Source organism: Legionella sp. PC997 (assembly GCF_014109825.1).
Lineage (GTDB): Bacteria > Pseudomonadota > Gammaproteobacteria > Legionellales > Legionellaceae > Legionella.
In genome coordinates this window covers 2,579,514-2,598,561 of sequence record NZ_CP059576.1, presented here as the reverse complement: position 1 = coordinate 2,598,561, position 19,048 = coordinate 2,579,514, and the positions used below count along the sequence as shown (strand labels likewise).

Here is a 19,048-nt window from a genome sequence, read left to right as displayed (position 1 = left end):
TATCCTATTAAGTTAAGGTATTATTTCATAATCGTCAATTTATATAACAAAACTGTAAAGTGCTCTTTAGGGTATTCTGGATATTCCATAAATAAATACTATTATTTTAATAGTTCCATAAATCTTCAGAAGGATTTTTTGATGGACTTTCCGGGTGTTACAAGCGCTCAAATAGAAAATAAGCTTATAACCGAGGCATATAAAAAATTTTATGTTCTAGTAATTGCGGATTTTTTTGCAACTCTTATCTTTGCTTTAATTATTTGGCCCCAAGTGAATAACAAATTTTTAGTAGCCGGTTGGGTACTGTTAATGTTTGTTTTCAATCAATTATTAAGAGGGCTATTCATATTTCGATATCATCAGCAAAAAAAACAAGAGAGTTTATTTAGTCCTTCTTTTTGGAAGAAATATTTTATTATAAATAACTTACAGTCTGGAATCTTATGGGCTTTGGGTGGATTGCTGTTTCTTTATATAGAGAATCCTCTTTCGCGGATGGCTATTTTTGTCTATCTGATTGGATTGGTTGGGGCCCCCGCAGCTAAATTGCTAACCATCCACAGTGCTTTTGTCGCGTTCCTGGTTCCAATATGGTTGCTCCTGATTTTGTTATCAGTATCCATTACGCCTTCCTTATCTTTAATCTTATTTCTGGCGACGGTGCTCTACGCAGTTGTGGTGCTTTATGGAACCACAATGGTAAATCAATTTTTAATGAAGTCAATTTATCTGGAGGTATATAGTTCGAATCTTTTATCCGATCTAAGACGCAGCGAAGAGAGTTTTCGCAATACGATTGAGAATGCACCTATTGGGATGGCTCTGGTAAAACCTGAGGGAAAATTCATCCATACGAATCGGACGTTGCAAGAAATTTTAGGGTACAGCAGTGAGGAATTAAATAGTAAGAACATACTGGATATTACTTATGCTGATGATATAGCTATGACACAAGATGCTTTGGATAAGCTTCTAAAAGGCGAGTTACGCATTTCACACATGGAAAAACGTTATATTCGAAAAGATGGCAGTATTATCTGGGCGATGGTTAGTGCCACGTTAATTCGGAATGAGCACGGAGAACCCGATAATTTTATTATGCAAATGAAAGACGTCAGTGATCGCATTCAAAATGAAGAAAAAATGCGGGAGCTGAATGAAAAAACGATGGAAACTTTAAATGAATTGAAGTTATTGGAGCATGATGAAAGTTTATTAAATAAATTAAATCGTTCCTTGCAAATTTGTATTACAACAGAAGAGGCTTATCCACGAATTAATCTAATCGCCCAAGACTTGTTTCCTGATTTAAGCGGCGGCTTATCCATTTACAACAAGGGAATGAATCAAATGGAAACAGTTGTACAGTGGGGAACAGAACAATTACTCCCCAAGACCTTTCATACCATGGATTGTTTTGCAATTCGTGAAGCAACTACCAACGTGATTGATGATCCAAAAAAATCAGTTCCTTGCTCCCATTATAAGACCCCTCCTCAAGGAGGAAATATGGCATTACCACTCATGGTGCAAAATGAATTAATAGGGGTTATCCATCTACTTGCCCCGAAAGGAAAAAAATTAACACAACATCAGCAAGACATGGCAAATTCATTTGGTAATATTGTCAAGCTTGCCATTGCTAATATTAATTTGCGCGTATCTTTAAGTGAACTTTCATTACATGATCCATTAACTAATTTATATAATCGCCGGTATTTAAATGACATTTTATCCCGAGAATTAATTCGAATTGCTCGAGAACAAACTTCATTGTGTGTGGCAATGCTCGATATCGACAACTTCAAGAAATTTAATGATACATATAGTCACTTAGCTGGGGATGAAGTTCTTAAATTGCTCGGAAAAATATTGAAGGAAAGCTTCCGTGAAAGTGATATTTCTTTCCGCTTTGGAGGCGAAGAATTTGTTGTTGTATTGTTAAATACAACATTGAATGATGCGGTAAGTAAAATGGAAGAACTGTGCGAACGAATAAGAACTGCACCCATATTTTTTAAAGGTCATCCTCTAAATAAAATTACCATCTCAATTGGCGTAGCAGAAGCACCAAAACACGGTGCTACTATTGACGAGATAATAAAGGCTGCTGACCATGCGCTTTACGCAGCGAAACAGTCTGGTAAAGATAAAGTAAGAGCCTATAATTCATAACGAATTCATATTTTGAAGCAACACTTCAAAATATGAATAGGGTAACCAGTTAAATATTTCCCAACGAATGGTCTGAGCGTACTGAATTTCTAAGTTCTTCCTCGAACGTGTTCGTCAACATTTGTCCTATTTCAGGGCGTGGCTTACTGGTTATGACCCCTTTAGTAAGTTGCTCACCAATAAAGCAGACTAGTTCATCAATAGTGATCCGAACTTTGGCTGGCTGATTCAATAAAAAGCTTTCAAGCTGAATTGTTAATTCTTCGAGGGCCTGGTTAAAAGAATTTTTTGCTTCTGTAATATTAATAGCCGCACTAGGAATAGGACTTTGTGGTGCATTGCTAAAGTGTCTATAGGAATTAATCAATCTTGAATGTTGGATGCCTATATTTCTCAATTTTTCAATGGCTCTGTGGTGGTGAGGATCTATTTTAAATACTTGTTTATAAAGATCATGAGCTAACACAATTGCATTTTGTTTTTGGATATAATGCGCTTTATTTTTATTGAAAAAATCGGCTATTAGACAAAGTAAATTGGCTAAAAATCTTGGGTCCCTTGAGTGAGCGGTTATTTTCTCTAATCCGAGTTGAAGCGCTCTGCTATGGGGAAGTTCATCTTCTGCTTGTACTTGTGGAGGGGGGCTAAAAAAAGTTTGTGTTGGGATTCCGTCAAAAACACGGGAGCTAAATGACTGACTGATTGAATGGCTTTGTGTCATTTCCTGATCTGAGGTCACGGTATTTGCTGGTGAGGGTAACGAAGGAATCCCAGTGGGTTCAGGACAACTGTTTTCAAGGGCTAACAGCATATCGACAGGACAGGTACTGACATCGATCCTATCTAATTGAATGGATTGGGGATATTCGCCAAGATCTTCTAAGTCCGAGGTGTTAGTCTCCATAGCGTCTGGCACATCATCTTCTAACTCATTTTCTTCTTGTTCCTCCTCTTGAGGTACTATATCAAGTAAATTTTGAAGATCTTCTAGGATAGGGTTGTCTCGTTCCTCTTTAGGAACCAAATCATAAAGTGCCTTGCATTCACTAATAAGTCCATCCGTATTTTGACGATTGAAAAGTGCCACTCTTGCGACATAGCTTAGGAGTTCTAGTTTGCGCAAGGGAGATCTGATAGTCCTTTCTAAAAGCTTATGTTGGTTTATATACTCAGATATTACTTGGAGATAATTTCCATCTTGTGTTTTTTTATAGAGACGCTCAAGTAAATTTAGATATCCTAAACTGCTTGAGAGCTTAGGAGTGCTTTCTGTTTTTATCTGGAATTGAATGGCTCGCTTCATCCATTCAATGGATGGGGAAATGCTCTCTAAAGTGACTTCTTCATCATCTTCTAATTGGTCCGCTAACTCGTCACTTACCTTCTCACAAACTGTTGCAGCTAATATGTTGACTCGTTTAACTACGTCCTCTTGGTTGCTAAAAGCGTTGCGGTTTTTTTTAAGATGCTCATTGTGGGTCAGCTCCATCTCATGTAACAAACCGGGGAGATCCTGCCAATAGTTTGAAACTGCAACAAAATTCGAGGCTAGAGCTTCACGTTGTATTATTAACAGTTTGGTACTTAGAATTTCGGAGAGTACATAAACCAAAGCGTCATAAAAATCAGCATGCCGCGTTGTTTGAGCAGCAGCATGTAGTTGCAATGTTTTCAGTGCCTCTGAATAATGTACAAGTGCATCCTCATATCGTCCCTCATTGTAAGCCTTATCGCCTTCTTGTTGTCTGTACGTATTGAAGTAAAATCCCATAATGATGATCCAGAAAAAATTGATATTGTAGCTTAGTAATTTTTTTAATCAACAAGGAAATATATAATTTCAATTGTTCATAATTGGAAAGGAAACTTTCATAAATAACCCAGAAACGGTTTTGACTAGTAGTTAGGATTATTTGAGCGTATTCTGATGGAAAAGGATAAAAATCATTAAATTTATAGAAAGGAAATGGGGATGCTTTTTACCAAGATACTTAATAAAGAAAATGATTTAGATGTACAAGGACGCGTGTACTACCGCTCTGATAAGCGACCACCAGAAGTTATTTTTAAAGAAGGATTTTCTCCAAAAATTACAGAGTTTGAGGCAGAGTGGTGGAAAGAAGCAATTAAATATAGAGGATATGTTAATAATCGAGGAATTGACGATCGAGCGGTGGATGCTGATCCCGCGGTCTGTGTCTGTATGAGTACCAAGTTTGAGAGTGCTGCGATTTTTCCCCTCAATAATGAAGATACTTATATTTATGCCATCGCACTTCCTGATCTTACACAAATTGAATACATCGGCTCCACAGGGCAAGTCAGTTTATCAAGAACTAAAAATACCCCAGCGCACAATACCGAAATTGTGGTTGATTTAAATGGATTACAAATAGTTCAGACAAGAAATATTAATGAGTTTTTTAATTCTTCAATGTCGCTAAGTGCAGGGTGGCCTCTCTATGCTTATGAAGCCTTGGCATATCGTGTATTGCCTCGATCCATTATTTGTGCAATTAAATGCATTAGAACAGACCAAGATGTGAGGCAAAACGATACACAAAATTTAAAAATGTCGTTAGCTAAAAAAATTACCCCTATTGGACCGATAATGAAAAATTTGAATTTTTGTGAAGCACAATTAATGCGAATTGGTTCAGCAGCTCAAATATCTCTTAGGATAATGGATTATGGTCCACAAAAAATCCAGGCAATTCAACACATGACTCTATTGAAACAGAATAATGAGCTGCAAACTCCTAATGTTTATTATGGATTAGGAGGAAAAACTTTTTAGTTGCTTAAATGAGATTCTCACTAAAATGAGCAGCATCCTAATACAGTAAAGCATAAGGAAAAAAAACAGCTCATTATTTTTTATGATTCTCTTTTCCCAATTTAATTGTTCTAATTTAGTTCAAAATGTAAATAAAGTTGACTAAACGATCGAATTGTATTAAAATGTATCCACTTTGTTTAAGAATTGAACATATTTGGAGAATTTATTATGCAAGCTAAGTTAACATCATTTTTTAAAAAGGAAAGTATTCCTAAAACCAGTCAGGAAGCGTTCGACATTTTAAGTTGTTCTACGGATCTTGCAGATATGGAACAAATAGTATTTCATTTCAAGAACTTGGTTGATGTTGAAAAAAGCGTTTTAAAGTCTCACGCTCTTCGTGATGGAAGAATAACTAATAATCAAGAATTCATTGCTGACCTAGAAGCGCGTTTGCAAAAATTACAAGACGCTGTAAACGATGAAAAACCTTATAAATCTTTGTTCGGTGATGTTTGTAAAGTAAAAGAATCCCTACAGGTAATACTTGGATATTATCAAGATCAGCAGAAAGCGCGCCAGCGAATCGTATCAAATTATCTGGGATCGACTAAACAAAAGAGCAACGACGTTGCGATATTAGCCTCTTCAATTGCAACAAACAACACGACATTACTTGATGAACAAGACTCAAAAGTATTAATCAAGTATTCGATTAATTTTTGTGCCCCCACTATCATGAAGGAAGATATAGAAAAGATTGGTAATATTGCACAAAAGTCATTTTTGGCTGATCATCATCAAGATCCTCAGTTTTCCTATATGTAAATCTAAAGTTCTAATCTGTTGCGGCTTGTCCGCAACATGATGGAACCTAAAACCTAAAATCACTTTAATCTCTACCTACCGCGTCTTATGCTTGGTAGGTAGATTAAATTTCGTATGAGTCTCTTGTGCTTATCAGGACGTAGTCTTAATAAGGGTTAGATAATTGGCAACCTAGACCAAAACATCCCATACTACTTGGAGGAGGATTTTTACACTTTACTGATCCAAATGTGATTGATGCTGGAGAAGCAGTTACTTCGAGAGCTGTGGTCGTACAGGATTGAGTACCCGTTGTCGCAGAAACAGTAATGTGAGCTCCTTTATAAATTAAAAATTGTGGCCATGGGGTCACTGCGTTGATCTCAGGGGATAAACCCGAGTTTGCAGGTATCGTCACGTTTATCATTGGATGTTGTCCGGAAGGATAAGTAATTTGGACTTTAAATGATTTTTGAGTTGGGGGTGTTGTGCCAAAAATAGTCAATAATGTACCACTGGTATACCCTTGACATCCTTTAGCGGATACTAGAGCATTGTTTGGAACAAACCCAGCCCCTTTTTGAACACAATTCGACTTAAAAAGACCGTAGTTTTGTTCTGCAGTAGGACCTCCTTTTGCTGGTTCATCATAGGCTTCGAATGCAAGAACTCCTATGTTATACCCGGAATTTTTTACAAAATTACTCGTATTCAATTGATAAAGGGTTTTGAAGTATTCAGTTGCATTTGCTATTGAGGGTTCACATGGTCCTGGAGAGTTACATGCGTATCCTGTAGTTGTTCCCGCTGTTGCCCATCCTGTTTCTGCTGCCAATAGGACTCGTCCAGGTGTATAAAATGGCTTTGGATTAGCCTTGGGTAAAGCAGGAGGAGTTGTCGAACCTACAACTTGAATGTAATCCCATGCGAGTGAATTAATATGTTGAACCGTTGAGCTTAATGGAGGCATCCATACTGCTGTAGTTGCTGGTATTACTCCAAATTGAAAAGGATATGGATCATAAGCTAAAGGGGCAGTGGAAGAATAGGAGTTAATTAATGTTTTCATATCTGCAGAAATTGCAGCACTGGGTGTGACAAAATTTCCGCTGACAACCGCTGAACCTACTGGAGTTGTCAAATTATGTGCCGTTAATGTTGCTTTCAAAGCAGAGACTGCACTGGTTAAATAGTTAATATTGGAGGTTCCATTGCACGGAGGAATGGTATCACCAGCACTACAATAATTTTCGTGTCCTGCAAAAACAAGAATGACGGTTTTATTAAACACAGCAGGCGTAACTGCATTAATCACAGAATTTAATGTGTCTTGTGCGCAGGGTATATAATCTTTAGAACCAAATGGACATTTAGGGTAGATAGTGTCGACTGGCAACTGAGGAATATCTGCCTCATAAATAACCTTCATTCCTAAGAGATTGGCTTGTTTAATAATATCAATCCAACTATAAGGTTCAGTTTGATAGGAACGAACCGTTGTAAATCCAGCATTTTGCAATTGTTGGAGTTCTGCATAGACATTCGTAGCTGTTGCGTTATTGGGTGTTCCTGTATAAAAAACATCATGAAAATTGAAGGGATAATTATTCGTATAATGATTAGGATTATAATCAACACCAATAAGCTTATTGAATGAAAAGGATTGTACCGTGGTCGAGGTGCTAAGTTTATTAGAACTTAGGTAACCAATTAATTCAGCTGTCAGAGTGAACGTCCCATTCGTAGGTGAATTGAATGTACCGGTAATACTGCATTGTTCACCGCTTGCTAAGGTTCCTGTTGTTCCTGATGGAACACAGCTATTGCTGGTGATTAAGAAATTGGGATGAAGCGGATTATTATTTTGAAGTATATTTTGGGTAAAACTGACTGCTGAAGGATCATGGTTTTTGAATGTAAACGTTACCGCATAATTGGAGTTTTTAAATACTTGACTGGGTAAGGGTTGTGCTAAAGGAAAATCGACGGTACCAAGAAGGCCTGCCGGAGCTTGGGTCGCAGTTGTTGTTAAGGCAGGTTGAACCTGAACTACATTATTATCATATCCATTGTAAGCAACTAAAATAGTTTTTCGACCTATGCTCTGAGGGGTTAGGGTGATGCTATAGCTACACTTTTCTTTGGGCTGTAGTTTTTTACCACTACATAAATCTTTATATTTAAATTCAGCTCCTGTAGCAGTACACGCTTGATTAGGAGAAGGGCACAGTATGGGTATGACTCGGAATGGATTTTTAAAAGCAAAGGGAAGATTATTGGTAAAAATATATGTAGAAGTAACACTTCCCCCTAAAGTGGAAATTTTTTTAGGAAATGGTTGATCTAAAGAATGAAGGACAGGATTACTTGCAAAAACCGGACTCACCATCAAAAACAAAGTGGTTGCTAATTGGAATTGATTCATTTTCACTCTAATGTTCCCTTTTCGTAATAATAACTTAACCATAAGAAATGCCACTCTGAAAATTGAATGAATTATTCAATTGCTAGGACAATTCCGGCACTGCGTCCCTTCTTTTCATAAAATGAAACGTTCCTGACCCATTTTATTTTGAAGCAGGACATCATACTAAATAATGCAATACAAATTTGCTACATCTAATTATTAAATCCTTAATAGAATAAATGAAATTTCACGGGTTCTTAATTAAGTTAAGCCTCATAAAAAACTTAGTGATTTTAAAAAGGACACCATGTAGTATTTGCGATTTTTATTAAGAGGTAATGTATTTATGGGCTCAGAAAAGAAAGAGAAAAAGACACTTTGGGATGCTTATGCTTTTAGTGTGACATACACCGGAATTACAACATTGGTAGGACATCCCGCAGAACGACTTAAGGTTGCCATTCAAACCAATCTTTGGCAAGGTTCATATGCTGTTACTAAACAATTTATAGGCGCTAATTTAAACCATTTTTCGACAGGATTTTTGTCTTGCATCCTTCGTCAACAAGGAAAAGTGATATACAGACCTTTATTGATTACTCACATGCCAAAAGAAGTTGATAAATTACAATGGCCTACGATGGTTGGGGGACTATTCAAAGCAGCCATTTCCGCTACTTTTGATACTTTAGTGCTCAGTCCTCTTGAGAATATTAAAACCGTACAAATGCGGTCGATAGCAAGCCAGGCTAAGCCAATAAAACCTATTCAGGCTATGCAAACCATCTACCAACAAAAAGGATTGCCTGGTTTCTTTTCAGGTAGTAATGCAACTCTTGCAAAATCATTTCCTAGTTGGCTTTATCTATATACGACGTATCATGCAATTAACACAAAACGGGAAAAGCAAAGTTTCTTATCTACGATTCTATGGGCAACCACAGCCTCAATCCCTATCGCTTTATCGACAACTCCACTTGATGTAATCAAGAGTCAACAACAGGCTCGTTTGGATTCATCCAAGCCAACAATAAAAGACCTTGCAACAGAAATTTATAGAAATCATGGCGTAAGTGCGTTTTTTAAAGGATTTAATTGTCGATTAATGCACAAATCATTGTCTACAGCAGGAGCTTATATGATTTTAGATATTGGCAGTAAAATGTAAGTTCTTATAATTAAGAAATAAAGCTAAGGACAGATTATTCTGTCCTTAGAATGTTTCTTGCACGAAATTTTATTTTCAGACATCATTAAAATTTAGGTAGAAAATACAATAGTTCTGCAACAGGAGTATGTGATCTCTAGATAAGGGCCTTGCCCTTTTAGAGTAGGCCATTAATAAAACTATAAAGACTAATTTATGAAGAAAATAACACATTGTGAAAAAACTGCGTACCAAGTCGTGGAGCAATTTAACCATTTAAATGCTTCACGAGCACCCATATCTGATTTTTTACCCATCGTTGATCCAGAACATTTAATTATTACATTACGTGGTAGCGATATTGTATTTAAGGGAATTGCAGGTTTTGCTGATCATCAAATAGGTAAATTAATATATTTTGATCAAAAATTTGATTGTGAACTTGTTAAAAGTGAAACTCAGGAGGAGCAAATTACGCTTAGTACCAAAGGAGCGTGGTATGCACGAATTTGGCAATCTCCAGCGGCCTACAGTCAACAATTAATTGCCGATTTAAGTCATACGTGGATTTTAAAACAAACCAAACAATCAAATTATATTATTGTTACTCATATTTGCGAACATTTTAAATATAGAGATGGATTTTCCCCTAGTGATATTGTTGAAGACTTTCATCTTACTTTAAAATAAGTTGAGGGGTGTGTAGCGAACTCAGAGGGAACAAGAGACTCCACCCAAGATGTATCATTAAAGTTTCCATCGAAAATATCTCTTTGGTGAATATGGGGTTTCTATTGATAATTAGCATCCAGTGAGTTTTGGAACGATAAGAGTGCTTTATTGATCTTCATAAAATTTTATGTTTAGATGCATTCCAACAATCACTGCAACTCAGGGAAGTCCGAAAACAGATGTTTGTTAGCTGAGCGGTTAAAGAAAAATAACGAATGATAAGATAATATTGAGCCGCTATCCAAGAACTCATCGATTATTCTTAATTTCTAACTCCCTAACTTTGATATTTGATAACTTTTTTGCAAGGAGCATTAATTGAAAAGATATTCTCTATTTTTCATTTTATTCTCAACTTTTCTAAACCATAATGTTTTCGCAGAGACTCATGTTACTACGACTCAAGCTTCTAATCCTTTATGGACATTTATCCCAAATGCAAAATTTCCTCCTAAGGTAACTGTAAGCCCAACAGGAACGGCTACCATAAAATATACCTTAACCAACCAATCAAAAAAATCAAAGATTTTGATTATGAGTCCTATAAATGGAATTAAGCAGGTGACTACAGGGACGGGGAACTGTAGCAATCCTTTTTCATTAGGATCTAAGCAATCCTGTACTCTAACCTTAGAAGTAATTGGTTCTGAATTAGTGGGAAATATTTCAGGTGGTCCTGTGGTTTGCAATCAAGGTAATCGCTTGCAATGCTATCAACCGAGCTCTACGAACAGTTTAAATATTACTCAAGGTAAAGCAACGAGATTCTATGTCAACGGGCGTAACCCTACAAACGGTAACGGAAGTAGTTGGGCCAATGCCTTTAATAATTTAGAGTCTGCACTAGAAGCTGCAGATGCTGATCCAGGCTCGGTTGAAATCTGGGTAGCTCAAGGAGTTTATAAACCCACACGCGTCTATGCGCCTCAAGGAGTGGTTGGAGGAGCATATGGGATTAGCACTCCGAAACTAAGAACATTTAATCTCCCAAGTAATACAGCAATATACGGAGGATTTTCAGGAAAGGAAACGAGTCGTCGACAAAGAGATGGGCAACGTTTCCCCACCATTTTATGTGGTGACATGACTTCAACTTGTCTTACCCCTTATGTAGTTAAGAGTACCAACGATAGGGTATGGCATGTGCTTATGGCTGGAAGTGATGTTCTTCCGGGAGAAGGGGTGAAAAACGTTACTCTTGATAGTCTCATAGTGAGGGGAGGATATGCAGTTGGTCCCGATAGAGGGGTTTTAGGACCTTTAAATATGCTTGAGAGTCTTGATTATGAACATGCAGCAGGCGGGGGGCTTTTGGCACGATATGGTTCAGTGATTGAACTTAGTAATATGCTTTTTGAGCAAAATATAAGTGATGGTTCTAATGCAACAGTGACTGAAATTCTCGCTGGTGAGTTCCTTGCATTAGCGTCCGGGGGAGGGGCAGTTGCAGCAATAGATACCAAAACCTCCATTACGATAAAAGAGTCCAAATTTATTAATAATCTAGCCGTATTTCCAGGAGGTAGTGGTGGCGCTTTAGAAAATTTGATTGATGCTGCCTATACGGTTACTTCAAGTCAATTTGAACAAAATATTGCTTTTCGTAATGGGGGAGCCATCCGTGGTAAAGATGGTGGTGATATCATCATTGCATCAAGTAATTTCAAGGGCAATGCTTTAAAGGGTCCAGTCCCAGATGCAAGTGGCGGCGCTTTGGGGGTTATTAATACTAATGTATCTATATCCGATTCAACGTTTACACAAAATCAAACCACCAGTACCGGTTTTGGTGGTGGAGCGGTTTTTTTCCACATTCCTTTTAATGATGGCACTCCTTATTTTTTAACTGTTGTAAATTCTAAATTTATAGATAATGCTGCTGCAGCATTTGGAGGGGGTGGTGTTAATGTGTTCGGGATACTTCCCCATCCCAATTCGCGAGCTCAGATCTTAAATTCTGAATTTACTAACAACTTTGGTGGTGTCGGTGGGGCAATTTACATTGACTCGATAGCAACCACCGTAACCCAATCTATTTTCTCGAAGAATAAAGCAGAATTAGAAGGAGGAGGAATTTTTGCCTCTAACTTTGGGAATGCTTTATTAGCCTCTCCTCTAAAACCACTGGCACAAATCTCAAATAATAAATTTGTACTTAATACAATTGAGGGAGTACCTCCTGGTACAATTTCACCATTACTTTTCTTTAATGGGATCGCCAATTTCTTTAGTGGAGGTACTTCTTCAGTAAGTACTATGGCACCAGGAGGAGGCGCAATAGCGGTTGAGTTTTCTGGAAATGCTAAGATTGTTAATAATATTTTTGAAAAAAATACGGCACTGAAGAAATCATTGGGAGAGGATACTAGAGGGGGGGCGATATTAGTAGGGGGCTCAGCAGGAACCCCATTAGCTATGAATTTGGCTCATGCGTGTGTCTCTTCAAACACTTTTTTCGGCAACCAAGCGAATATAGGTGATAACATCGCGCTATATAATCCAGGAAACATTCCTGGAGGTGTAACCATTGATGCATGTGTTCTCCCTATAAAAAAATAAAACTTTATAACCCGGATAAGACTTAGATTCTAATCTGGGTTTATGAATTTGATTAATTTAGATCAGATTTACTCACTTTATGGATGGGGTTATGGAAGCTGGCTTCATGTCACTTTCACAAAAGATTTTGAGTTCATTTTATGAATAAATTAGGATGGTTTGTTTATTAACTTATCTCATGTAAGGAGTTTTGATGAGGAAAAAGTGCTATTTAGTATTAATGATGAACCTTTTAAGCGCTAGCGTAATGGCTGGTGCCATGGGTGAATCTGTCTCGCCTTGGAATTATGTTGCGGCATTGAGCATTGGTCCTGTATGGGAAAATGAGGGCGCTGCGCAAACCTTTTTTTTGGCTCCTGAAATTGAAAAAACTTATACCGCAGATAAATCGACACACGCACTCGCAGATTTTGAAGTGTTTTTTGGCTTGCAAAAAGCATTAACTACTACATTCTGGGGGCAGTTAGGAATAGCAGCAGCTGCAACGACTAATGCGAGGCTTTCAGGAGACATTTGGGATGATGCGGATCCTGAGTTTGATAATTTTACCTACAGCTACAAAATGAAACATACTCATGTTGCAGCAAAAGGGAAATTATTGGCTGATATGGGGTTTATAGTGATACCTTGGGTGAGTGGTAGCATTGGTGTAGGCTTTAATGAAGCAAGTTCTTTTATAAATACTCCGAAGATTTTTGAAGCCTTACCTAATCCTAATTTTGCCTCTCATACTCAAACTGCTTTTACTTATACAGTGGGCGGAGGGATACAAAAGGTATTGAGTCAAAATTGGCAAGTTGGGGTTGGTTATGAATTTGCCGATTGGGGTAAAAGTCAACTTGGCCGAGCCTCAGGCCAAACCATAGGTGAGGGTTTGGAATTAAATCATTTCTACACAAATGGGGTTTTATTCAATATTACCTATCTTGCATGATGAGAAGTGGAGGTCGGGGAATAGGATGCATAATCTGCCATAGATTGAAGGTAAGATTCAAAGAATACTAAGTGTTATCAAAGGAAGTATTATTGGTTTATGCATCAAGCTCGTCCCGGGTGGGAGGAGCTTGATTTGAAGATTAAGGTTTAAAGGTTCTTTTTGATAAAACATCCAAGCTGTGGAGATCTTTTGTTTTAGTTGCGGCAGCCGCTGCAAAATCAGCACCAATACCAAACTCGACTCGGGATAGGATTTTTTGTTGACTGGTATCAAAAGAAGGTAAGACCCAGAATGGGTCATCAAAAGCCCGAATTTTTGCCCCAAGTAGTTTAGCCAATTTTTTACCAAAGGCATTACTGACCACAGCCGAACAAGAATATAACCAAATTTCAGCGTTAGGAGCCCAGGCTTTCTTGAGTTTAGCTTGCAAGGCTTTAGTGGCTGATTTTTTACTAAGGGCGGTTATTAACGCTGAATCCAAGCCTGCCGATTTAATATCATTGCCCAATACGGCATCCCATTTTCCCGTAGTGGTTAAGGTGCCTTTAAATGCTACATCTCCACTTTCTGCATATAAGAACAGATTAAGTCGTACTACTGTGGAAGCATGAGTTGTTCCAAAACCGGGCACTTGGGGTGCAAAGTAGAGCACTGTATTAATTAAATCTTCTACAGAGGTGATCACTTGACCAAAAGGTTTAGTGCCTTGATTGTTGGCGCCTGTTGCAGCAGGACTAATACTGTCAAAATCTTCCTCGGAGGGAAGCCATTTACCATTCGCTAGACCTTGGACTTCGTCTGCTTCAGTAGCCCAGGGTTTGGGAAAGCTTGCATAGAAAGCCAGCTCAAATTGAATTACAGAGGGTTTTGTGGTGCTGGCGCCCCCACCGCCACCTTTATCGGAATAACTGGCGGGGATAATGGAAGCACCTGATTGCCCTAAACTTCCCCAGTTCATTTTGGAAAGTACTTCATCTGCTCGACTAGTACCGCCAAATAGGCTACGAACTTCGTCTGGTACTCCAGGCATGGTGGGTTCACTTGTTCCTCCTGAACTGCCACTTGAACCATCGGAAGTTGAGCCGCCACCTTCAGAACCTGTAGAAGAAGGGGCAGTTCTGGGTGAACGTTTATCCATTTCTGTGGCAGTATTCAATAAAGCACCACCCTCAGAAATATTTTTACTGGCGCCTGCATTTGCGGAAGGTAACCCCATTGCAGCCATGGCAAGTTGTGCAGCAATTCTTTTTTCTTCAATGTCTTTTTGGGCGGCGACGGCTAAATTCGCTGCGGCTTGTTTACCCGCTTCAATACCAGCGCTGGTTGAATTACTTCCTAAAGCTTGAGCTAATGCAGCAGTGCTTGCAAGACCCGCCATATCGCGGAACATGCTACCATTTTGCACCGCATTTAATATTGCTCCCACTCCAGTTGGATCAGGAAGTGTTGTAGGATTCATAATATTTAAAACAGGAGCCCCCAATTGTCCCGGGGTAACATCAATTGGCTGAGCTCGAGATTCCATTTGAATCGCAGCAATTTCAGGAGGTTGTAAAGGTATTGGCGAGTCTTGCCAATTCCAAAAGCGTGTGGCATCGAGTCGTTCTGCACAATTGGAGCGACCCAACACTGCTTCTGCAAAAACTCCTCCAGTTGGAATAGGAATAAGTTGTTCGATCGCTGCATTTGCACCTAATACTAATCCTCGATCCTTTAACCAACCCCGCCAGCTTTTATGAGCTTCATCTTCTGTATCTGATTCAGTATCTTCAATGCCTACTGCTTTGATAAAACTTGGCATGCGAAATACTAAATAATTACTTGCAACCATCACTGGATTTGGATCAATTAAATTACCTATAGGTTTATCTTCAAAGGTAAATGCGGATAAGAGCAACGCAATTTGTGACGGATCCAGGGCGCGCCAAACCACTTGACTGTAATACAGTCGGTTTTGTTCAAGGTGCATTTTTAATTCAGCTTCATCGCTTTGGTTCACTGCAAAGCGGCAAAGCTGTAATTCAACTGCATTAGGACTCACTTCCACAGGTAAACTAATAGGGAATTTTGCGCTGTTGTAACTGAGCTGCAAAGTTAATCTTCCTGTTAAGTAGCTTGTATTCGCGGAAGTAATCCTAATTGCTGCTAACTCTTGAATTGGAATTGGTTCAGTAGTAATCCAGGTAATCGGACTGATGCTATTCAATTTAATTATAGTGCCGGATTGCAGATCAACATTTACTGCAGTGATTGAGAAGGATGAACGATTTTGCGCGGTTAAATCCAGTGAAATTCCGTAAAATTCTGTTTCACCTGGCAAGGAGACATTGGTAGTTCCCGGTTTTGTTATACTCGCTAAAGTGATACGAGATGCTCTGATTAATTCATCATTGAGCCAATATGGTCCGCTTGGAGTTGGAGAGGGTGGGGGATTTGTAGGTTCTGCTGCGGGCGGAGGGGTATTTGCTCCATCTTCGACAGCGTTCGTGATGTTTGTAGATGCTCGCATCGAAACATTGAGGGCTATTCGATCAATTGCCGCAACATGATCAAACACAGAACGTGTAGGCCGAAGTGGTAGGGTAGGTTGTATTATTACCGAACCAAATTCCCTGCTTAACAACTCCTTGGCCCGCTGACTTATCGCTGCATTGGCGAGTATTCCTTGATAGCGTTTAATCGTTGCATGATCAAATTGAATCAATTTCATCGGCACAAAAAGACAACGCTCCACTTGTTGTAATTGAACATTGACCCTATAAATTTCAATGACTTCATAATATTGGATCGTTAAGGCATGCATATGGTTGTAGTTGGCGATAATCCGTGTAGAGACTGATTGATGCTCTTCCTCAGAAACCTCTTTAACAATAGAGGCTCGACGATTTCGCACTGAAGATGCCGCTTGTTGTGTCGCATCAGAAACTCGTTGATTCATCGTTGCAGAAAGATTGCGAGTTCCAGAAGAAGTTGAAAAACTCTCGGCATTGGAACTTGATGTCGCGGAGGATCCGCTTCCTCCCAATGTTAATGGGCCTAAACTCAATCCTAAACCACCGCCGCCTGCCGAGGTGGTGGAACTGCCACTTGTTTTGGAAAAGCCAGTTTGCACTTCGGAAGCAACCGCATCTTGTACTTCACTTATCGCGCGATTATGAGTGGAGGTATTGGTTAGATTTTCTGATTCAGAAATAGATTCTTGCCCTGATGCTTTGACCTGACGTGACCAGTCCATGACTGCAATACGTGTACTTTCACCGGGTGCAAGGGCGACACTATGGAGTAAATTACCTAAAGTTACGCCTTGAGCAAACCAAGATTGAGCAAAGGTTAGCATTGCCCCGACCGCAGGTTTTTTAAAGCCAAAATCAGATGAAACAGTAGGGGAAATATCAATGGGGCCTGCATTATTTAAATCACTTGTTTCCTGTGGGGATACCTGATCAATCACAATCGAGCGGTAATAATGGCGTTCAGTTGGATATTCACCTAGCTTAGGGACTAATTCACTACCTTTTTCTTCTTCCTCTTGATTCAAATCTGGAATTCCAACATCCAATATAACTTGGGCGGCACAAAATGGAGGCCATCGACCTAAATCACCAATGGTTTCAACTTGCAGATTATTCTTTATCTCGGTAGCAAGGGGAGTGCTAATGTCTCTAAAAGCATTGATTCCCGCTCCAACTAAAGCGTCTGGAGTTTGTGGAGCGTCTGAATCAATAAAACTGGAGGAAATCTTTCCGGATCGTGCAACAATAGAATTTCCTTCTCCATTAGCTGCAGCAGCAATATCCTGAGCAACTTGGAATAAAGCACAGGTCGCTAAATCATATACCGTTTTAATCCCTAGTTTATTTAAGGTTTGTTCGGTTTGATTTGAGATTCCCAACAACGAAGAAACGGGTTGACTCAACGCGTGTAAAGCATCCATTTTAGTAAATTGGAATTTTAATCCGTCGCGGTACCCCATTTTGAACTCCATTTCAAAAATGATGTTCTAAAATTATACACTACGTGCAAAATTATACCAGCTTGGAGAGAGTTAATTTTATGAGGTATGGAGAAAAAACATCCTAAATTATAGGAATGGAATGTAATATAATTTATAGGCATCTGGATTAGACCAGAAATGCAGCCTTTTGATTTTTTATGAATTAAACTCTTTAGATTCTATTAAAAGTTATTCATAAGATGAAGGTTTTTTTCTCAGGACCTTAATCTCACTTTGTCTGGATTTTTCATCTAAAATCTTTTGTTTCGTTCGCCTCGAACGTCTTTTCTTTTGGCGTTTCAATCGTTCAATTTTTTGCTGTTCTTTTGTTTGTTCATCACTGACTATCGAATGTAATTTGTTACAAAGGCGTAGTCTAGCAAAATACCGATTGTCTTCTCGACTTCTTGATTCTTGACATTTTATTTCCAAACCAGAAGGTATATGTTTTAAATAAACCGTGGAGGCTGTTTTATGCAGCTTCTGGCCTCCTTTACCACTGCCTACGATAAATTTTTCGAACAGATCTGCTTCTTGGATATGAAGTTGAACCATTAAATCGTTTAATTTATCCCATTTCTCTTTATTAATCATGGTGATTACATATTAACCTTTGAAACATCAGTTAGAGAGTTTCATCACTCTAACATGAGTGAAATCGAATACTCGATATGAAAATAAAAAAAACATGGATTTAAAATGGAAATAGCTGAGGAGCTGTAAAGGTTGGGTAACTACCCCAACCTTCGAGTAATTTTAAGGAGTAGGTTGATTTGCTATATAATCATCATCAGAATCATCAGAATCATCGGGGCTTGCTAAAAACTTATCTTCATAATCAATCACAAAACCGGCAAAAATACGAATGATGCGATCATCAATTTTTTCAGGATAGTGTACAGAGACTTCCCAGGTTTTGTCCCCAAAGTTGCGATTTAATTCAGCGATAGGGTGGGGATTGTTGGTTGATGATAAAATAACAAATCGGTCAAAGCTTGGATTCGCATAAGCAAAGCCAATTTCAGTGGATTTTCCTGACTCATCATAGTCATAAATAGTGAATTTTGCTGACTCGAGTGTTGCTAAATTTCCATCAATAAAGCCAATTTGTACTCCACGGGTATCATAAATGTCAATTTCCTTCGCCCATGCATAAAGAGAACCTAAAGAAATGATTCGTGTAATTCCCGTTGCTTGCCATCCATCTTTATTGGATAAATCATAGTTAGTACGGATACGAAATGCACTTTTTTTTACTGAGCCAGGATATGTCTCTTTTTGAGGTGATTTAATTTGATAAATTTCAGAAAACTTATACACATCTTTTGTAACTACAAAATCATAAGGGTGGTCTTCATGAACACCATAACTATTAGCAAGAGTTGCATAGGATATTGTAATCAGGAAAAACAAATACGACACCAATGATTTACGCATATATGGACCCCTTTGATTAAATAATTTTGAAAATACCAACATGAACAAAGAAAAACATAAATATTTCAATG

Annotated in this window: 12 protein-coding genes; 7 read left to right on the top strand and 5 right to left on the bottom strand. The window is 38.4% G+C overall.

Translation table 11 applies throughout. The features are described from left to right. The first annotated feature begins 141 nt into the window (after positions 1 to 141). The gene (locus HBNCFIEN_RS11175; RefSeq protein ID WP_182391162.1) at positions 142 to 2,178 is read left to right on the top strand and encodes a sensor domain-containing diguanylate cyclase; all 2,037 of its coding nucleotides are present in this window, start codon (positions 142 to 144) and stop codon (positions 2,176 to 2,178) included. A 49-nt stretch (positions 2,179 to 2,227) separates the two neighbouring features. Here HBNCFIEN_RS11175 and HBNCFIEN_RS11170 read toward each other — a convergent pair whose 3' ends face one another. Further along, entirely contained in the window at positions 2,228 to 3,949 is a 1,722-nt protein-coding gene (locus HBNCFIEN_RS11170) for a hypothetical protein (RefSeq protein ID WP_182391161.1), read from the bottom strand. A gap of 201 nt (positions 3,950 to 4,150) precedes the next feature. On the opposite strand from HBNCFIEN_RS11170, the gene HBNCFIEN_RS11165 reads away from it, so the two are divergent. Continuing rightward, positions 4,151 to 4,975 carry a hypothetical protein gene (locus tag HBNCFIEN_RS11165; protein ID WP_182391160.1) on the top strand — a complete coding sequence of 275 codons (825 nt, stop codon included), beginning with the start codon at positions 4,151 to 4,153 and terminating at the stop codon, positions 4,973 to 4,975. A gap of 210 nt (positions 4,976 to 5,185) precedes the next feature. Next, positions 5,186 to 5,785, top strand: a complete 600-nt coding sequence (locus HBNCFIEN_RS11160; protein ID WP_182391159.1) for a hypothetical protein — start codon at positions 5,186 to 5,188, stop codon at positions 5,783 to 5,785. Positions 5,786 to 5,930: 145 nt separating this feature from the next. On the opposite strand, the gene HBNCFIEN_RS11155 is transcribed toward HBNCFIEN_RS11160, so the two are convergent. Further along, positions 5,931 to 8,189, bottom strand: coding sequence for a hypothetical protein (locus HBNCFIEN_RS11155; RefSeq protein ID WP_182391158.1), 2,259 nt, complete (start codon positions 8,187 to 8,189; stop codon positions 5,931 to 5,933). A gap of 328 nt (positions 8,190 to 8,517) precedes the next feature. On the opposite strand from HBNCFIEN_RS11155, the gene HBNCFIEN_RS11150 reads away from it, so the two are divergent. From HBNCFIEN_RS11150 to HBNCFIEN_RS11135, 4 genes are all read left to right on the top strand, one after another. Further along, on the top strand, positions 8,518 to 9,339 hold the full coding sequence (locus HBNCFIEN_RS11150; RefSeq protein ID WP_182391157.1) for an MC/SLC25 family protein: 822 nt from the start codon (positions 8,518 to 8,520) through the stop codon (positions 9,337 to 9,339). A gap of 195 nt (positions 9,340 to 9,534) precedes the next feature. After that, positions 9,535 to 10,008, top strand: a complete 474-nt coding sequence (locus tag HBNCFIEN_RS11145) for a hypothetical protein (protein WP_182391156.1) — start codon at positions 9,535 to 9,537, stop codon at positions 10,006 to 10,008. Positions 10,009 to 10,368: 360 nt separating this feature from the next. Continuing rightward, the gene (locus HBNCFIEN_RS11140; protein WP_182391155.1) at positions 10,369 to 12,609 is read left to right on the top strand and encodes a hypothetical protein; all 2,241 of its coding nucleotides are present in this window, start codon (positions 10,369 to 10,371) and stop codon (positions 12,607 to 12,609) included. Between the two features lie 193 nt (positions 12,610 to 12,802). Then, positions 12,803 to 13,543, top strand: a complete 741-nt coding sequence (locus tag HBNCFIEN_RS11135; protein ID WP_182391154.1) for an outer membrane protein — start codon at positions 12,803 to 12,805, stop codon at positions 13,541 to 13,543. Positions 13,544 to 13,685: 142 nt separating this feature from the next. On the opposite strand, the gene HBNCFIEN_RS11130 is transcribed toward HBNCFIEN_RS11135, so the two are convergent. The 3 genes from HBNCFIEN_RS11130 to HBNCFIEN_RS11120 form a co-directional block, all read right to left on the bottom strand. Then, entirely contained in the window at positions 13,686 to 17,519 is a 3,834-nt protein-coding gene (locus tag HBNCFIEN_RS11130; RefSeq protein ID WP_182391153.1) for a hypothetical protein, read from the bottom strand. Positions 17,520 to 17,729: 210 nt separating this feature from the next. Next, positions 17,730 to 18,134 (bottom strand): peptide chain release factor-like protein, encoded by a 405-nt coding sequence (locus HBNCFIEN_RS11125; protein ID WP_182391152.1) that lies wholly within the window; start codon positions 18,132 to 18,134, stop codon positions 17,730 to 17,732. Positions 18,135 to 18,296: 162 nt separating this feature from the next. Next, positions 18,297 to 18,977, bottom strand: a complete 681-nt coding sequence (locus tag HBNCFIEN_RS11120; RefSeq protein WP_182391151.1) for a hypothetical protein — start codon at positions 18,975 to 18,977, stop codon at positions 18,297 to 18,299. Positions 18,978 to 19,048: the final 71 nt, after the last annotated feature.

What these genes read in the sequence shown, in the direction of transcription:
- HBNCFIEN_RS11175 (WP_182391162.1), top strand. Translation starts at nt 142, where the DNA reads ATGGACTTTCCGGGTGTTACAAGCGCTCAAATAGAAAATAAGCTTATA.
- HBNCFIEN_RS11170 (WP_182391161.1), bottom strand. Translation starts at nt 3,949, where the DNA reads ATGGGATTTTACTTCAATACGTACAGACAACAAGAAGGCGATAAGGCT.
- HBNCFIEN_RS11165 (WP_182391160.1), top strand. Translation starts at nt 4,151, where the DNA reads ATGCTTTTTACCAAGATACTTAATAAAGAAAATGATTTAGATGTACAA.
- HBNCFIEN_RS11160 (WP_182391159.1), top strand. Translation starts at nt 5,186, where the DNA reads ATGCAAGCTAAGTTAACATCATTTTTTAAAAAGGAAAGTATTCCTAAA.
- HBNCFIEN_RS11155 (WP_182391158.1), bottom strand. Translation starts at nt 8,189, where the DNA reads ATGAATCAATTCCAATTAGCAACCACTTTGTTTTTGATGGTGAGTCCG.
- HBNCFIEN_RS11150 (WP_182391157.1), top strand. Translation starts at nt 8,518, where the DNA reads ATGGGCTCAGAAAAGAAAGAGAAAAAGACACTTTGGGATGCTTATGCT.
- HBNCFIEN_RS11145 (WP_182391156.1), top strand. Translation starts at nt 9,535, where the DNA reads ATGAAGAAAATAACACATTGTGAAAAAACTGCGTACCAAGTCGTGGAG.
- HBNCFIEN_RS11135 (WP_182391154.1), top strand. Translation starts at nt 12,803, where the DNA reads ATGAGGAAAAAGTGCTATTTAGTATTAATGATGAACCTTTTAAGCGCT.
- HBNCFIEN_RS11130 (WP_182391153.1), bottom strand. Translation starts at nt 17,519, where the DNA reads ATGGGGTACCGCGACGGATTAAAATTCCAATTTACTAAAATGGATGCT.
- HBNCFIEN_RS11125 (WP_182391152.1), bottom strand. Translation starts at nt 18,134, where the DNA reads ATGATTAATAAAGAGAAATGGGATAAATTAAACGATTTAATGGTTCAA.
- HBNCFIEN_RS11120 (WP_182391151.1), bottom strand. Translation starts at nt 18,977, where the DNA reads ATGCGTAAATCATTGGTGTCGTATTTGTTTTTCCTGATTACAATATCC.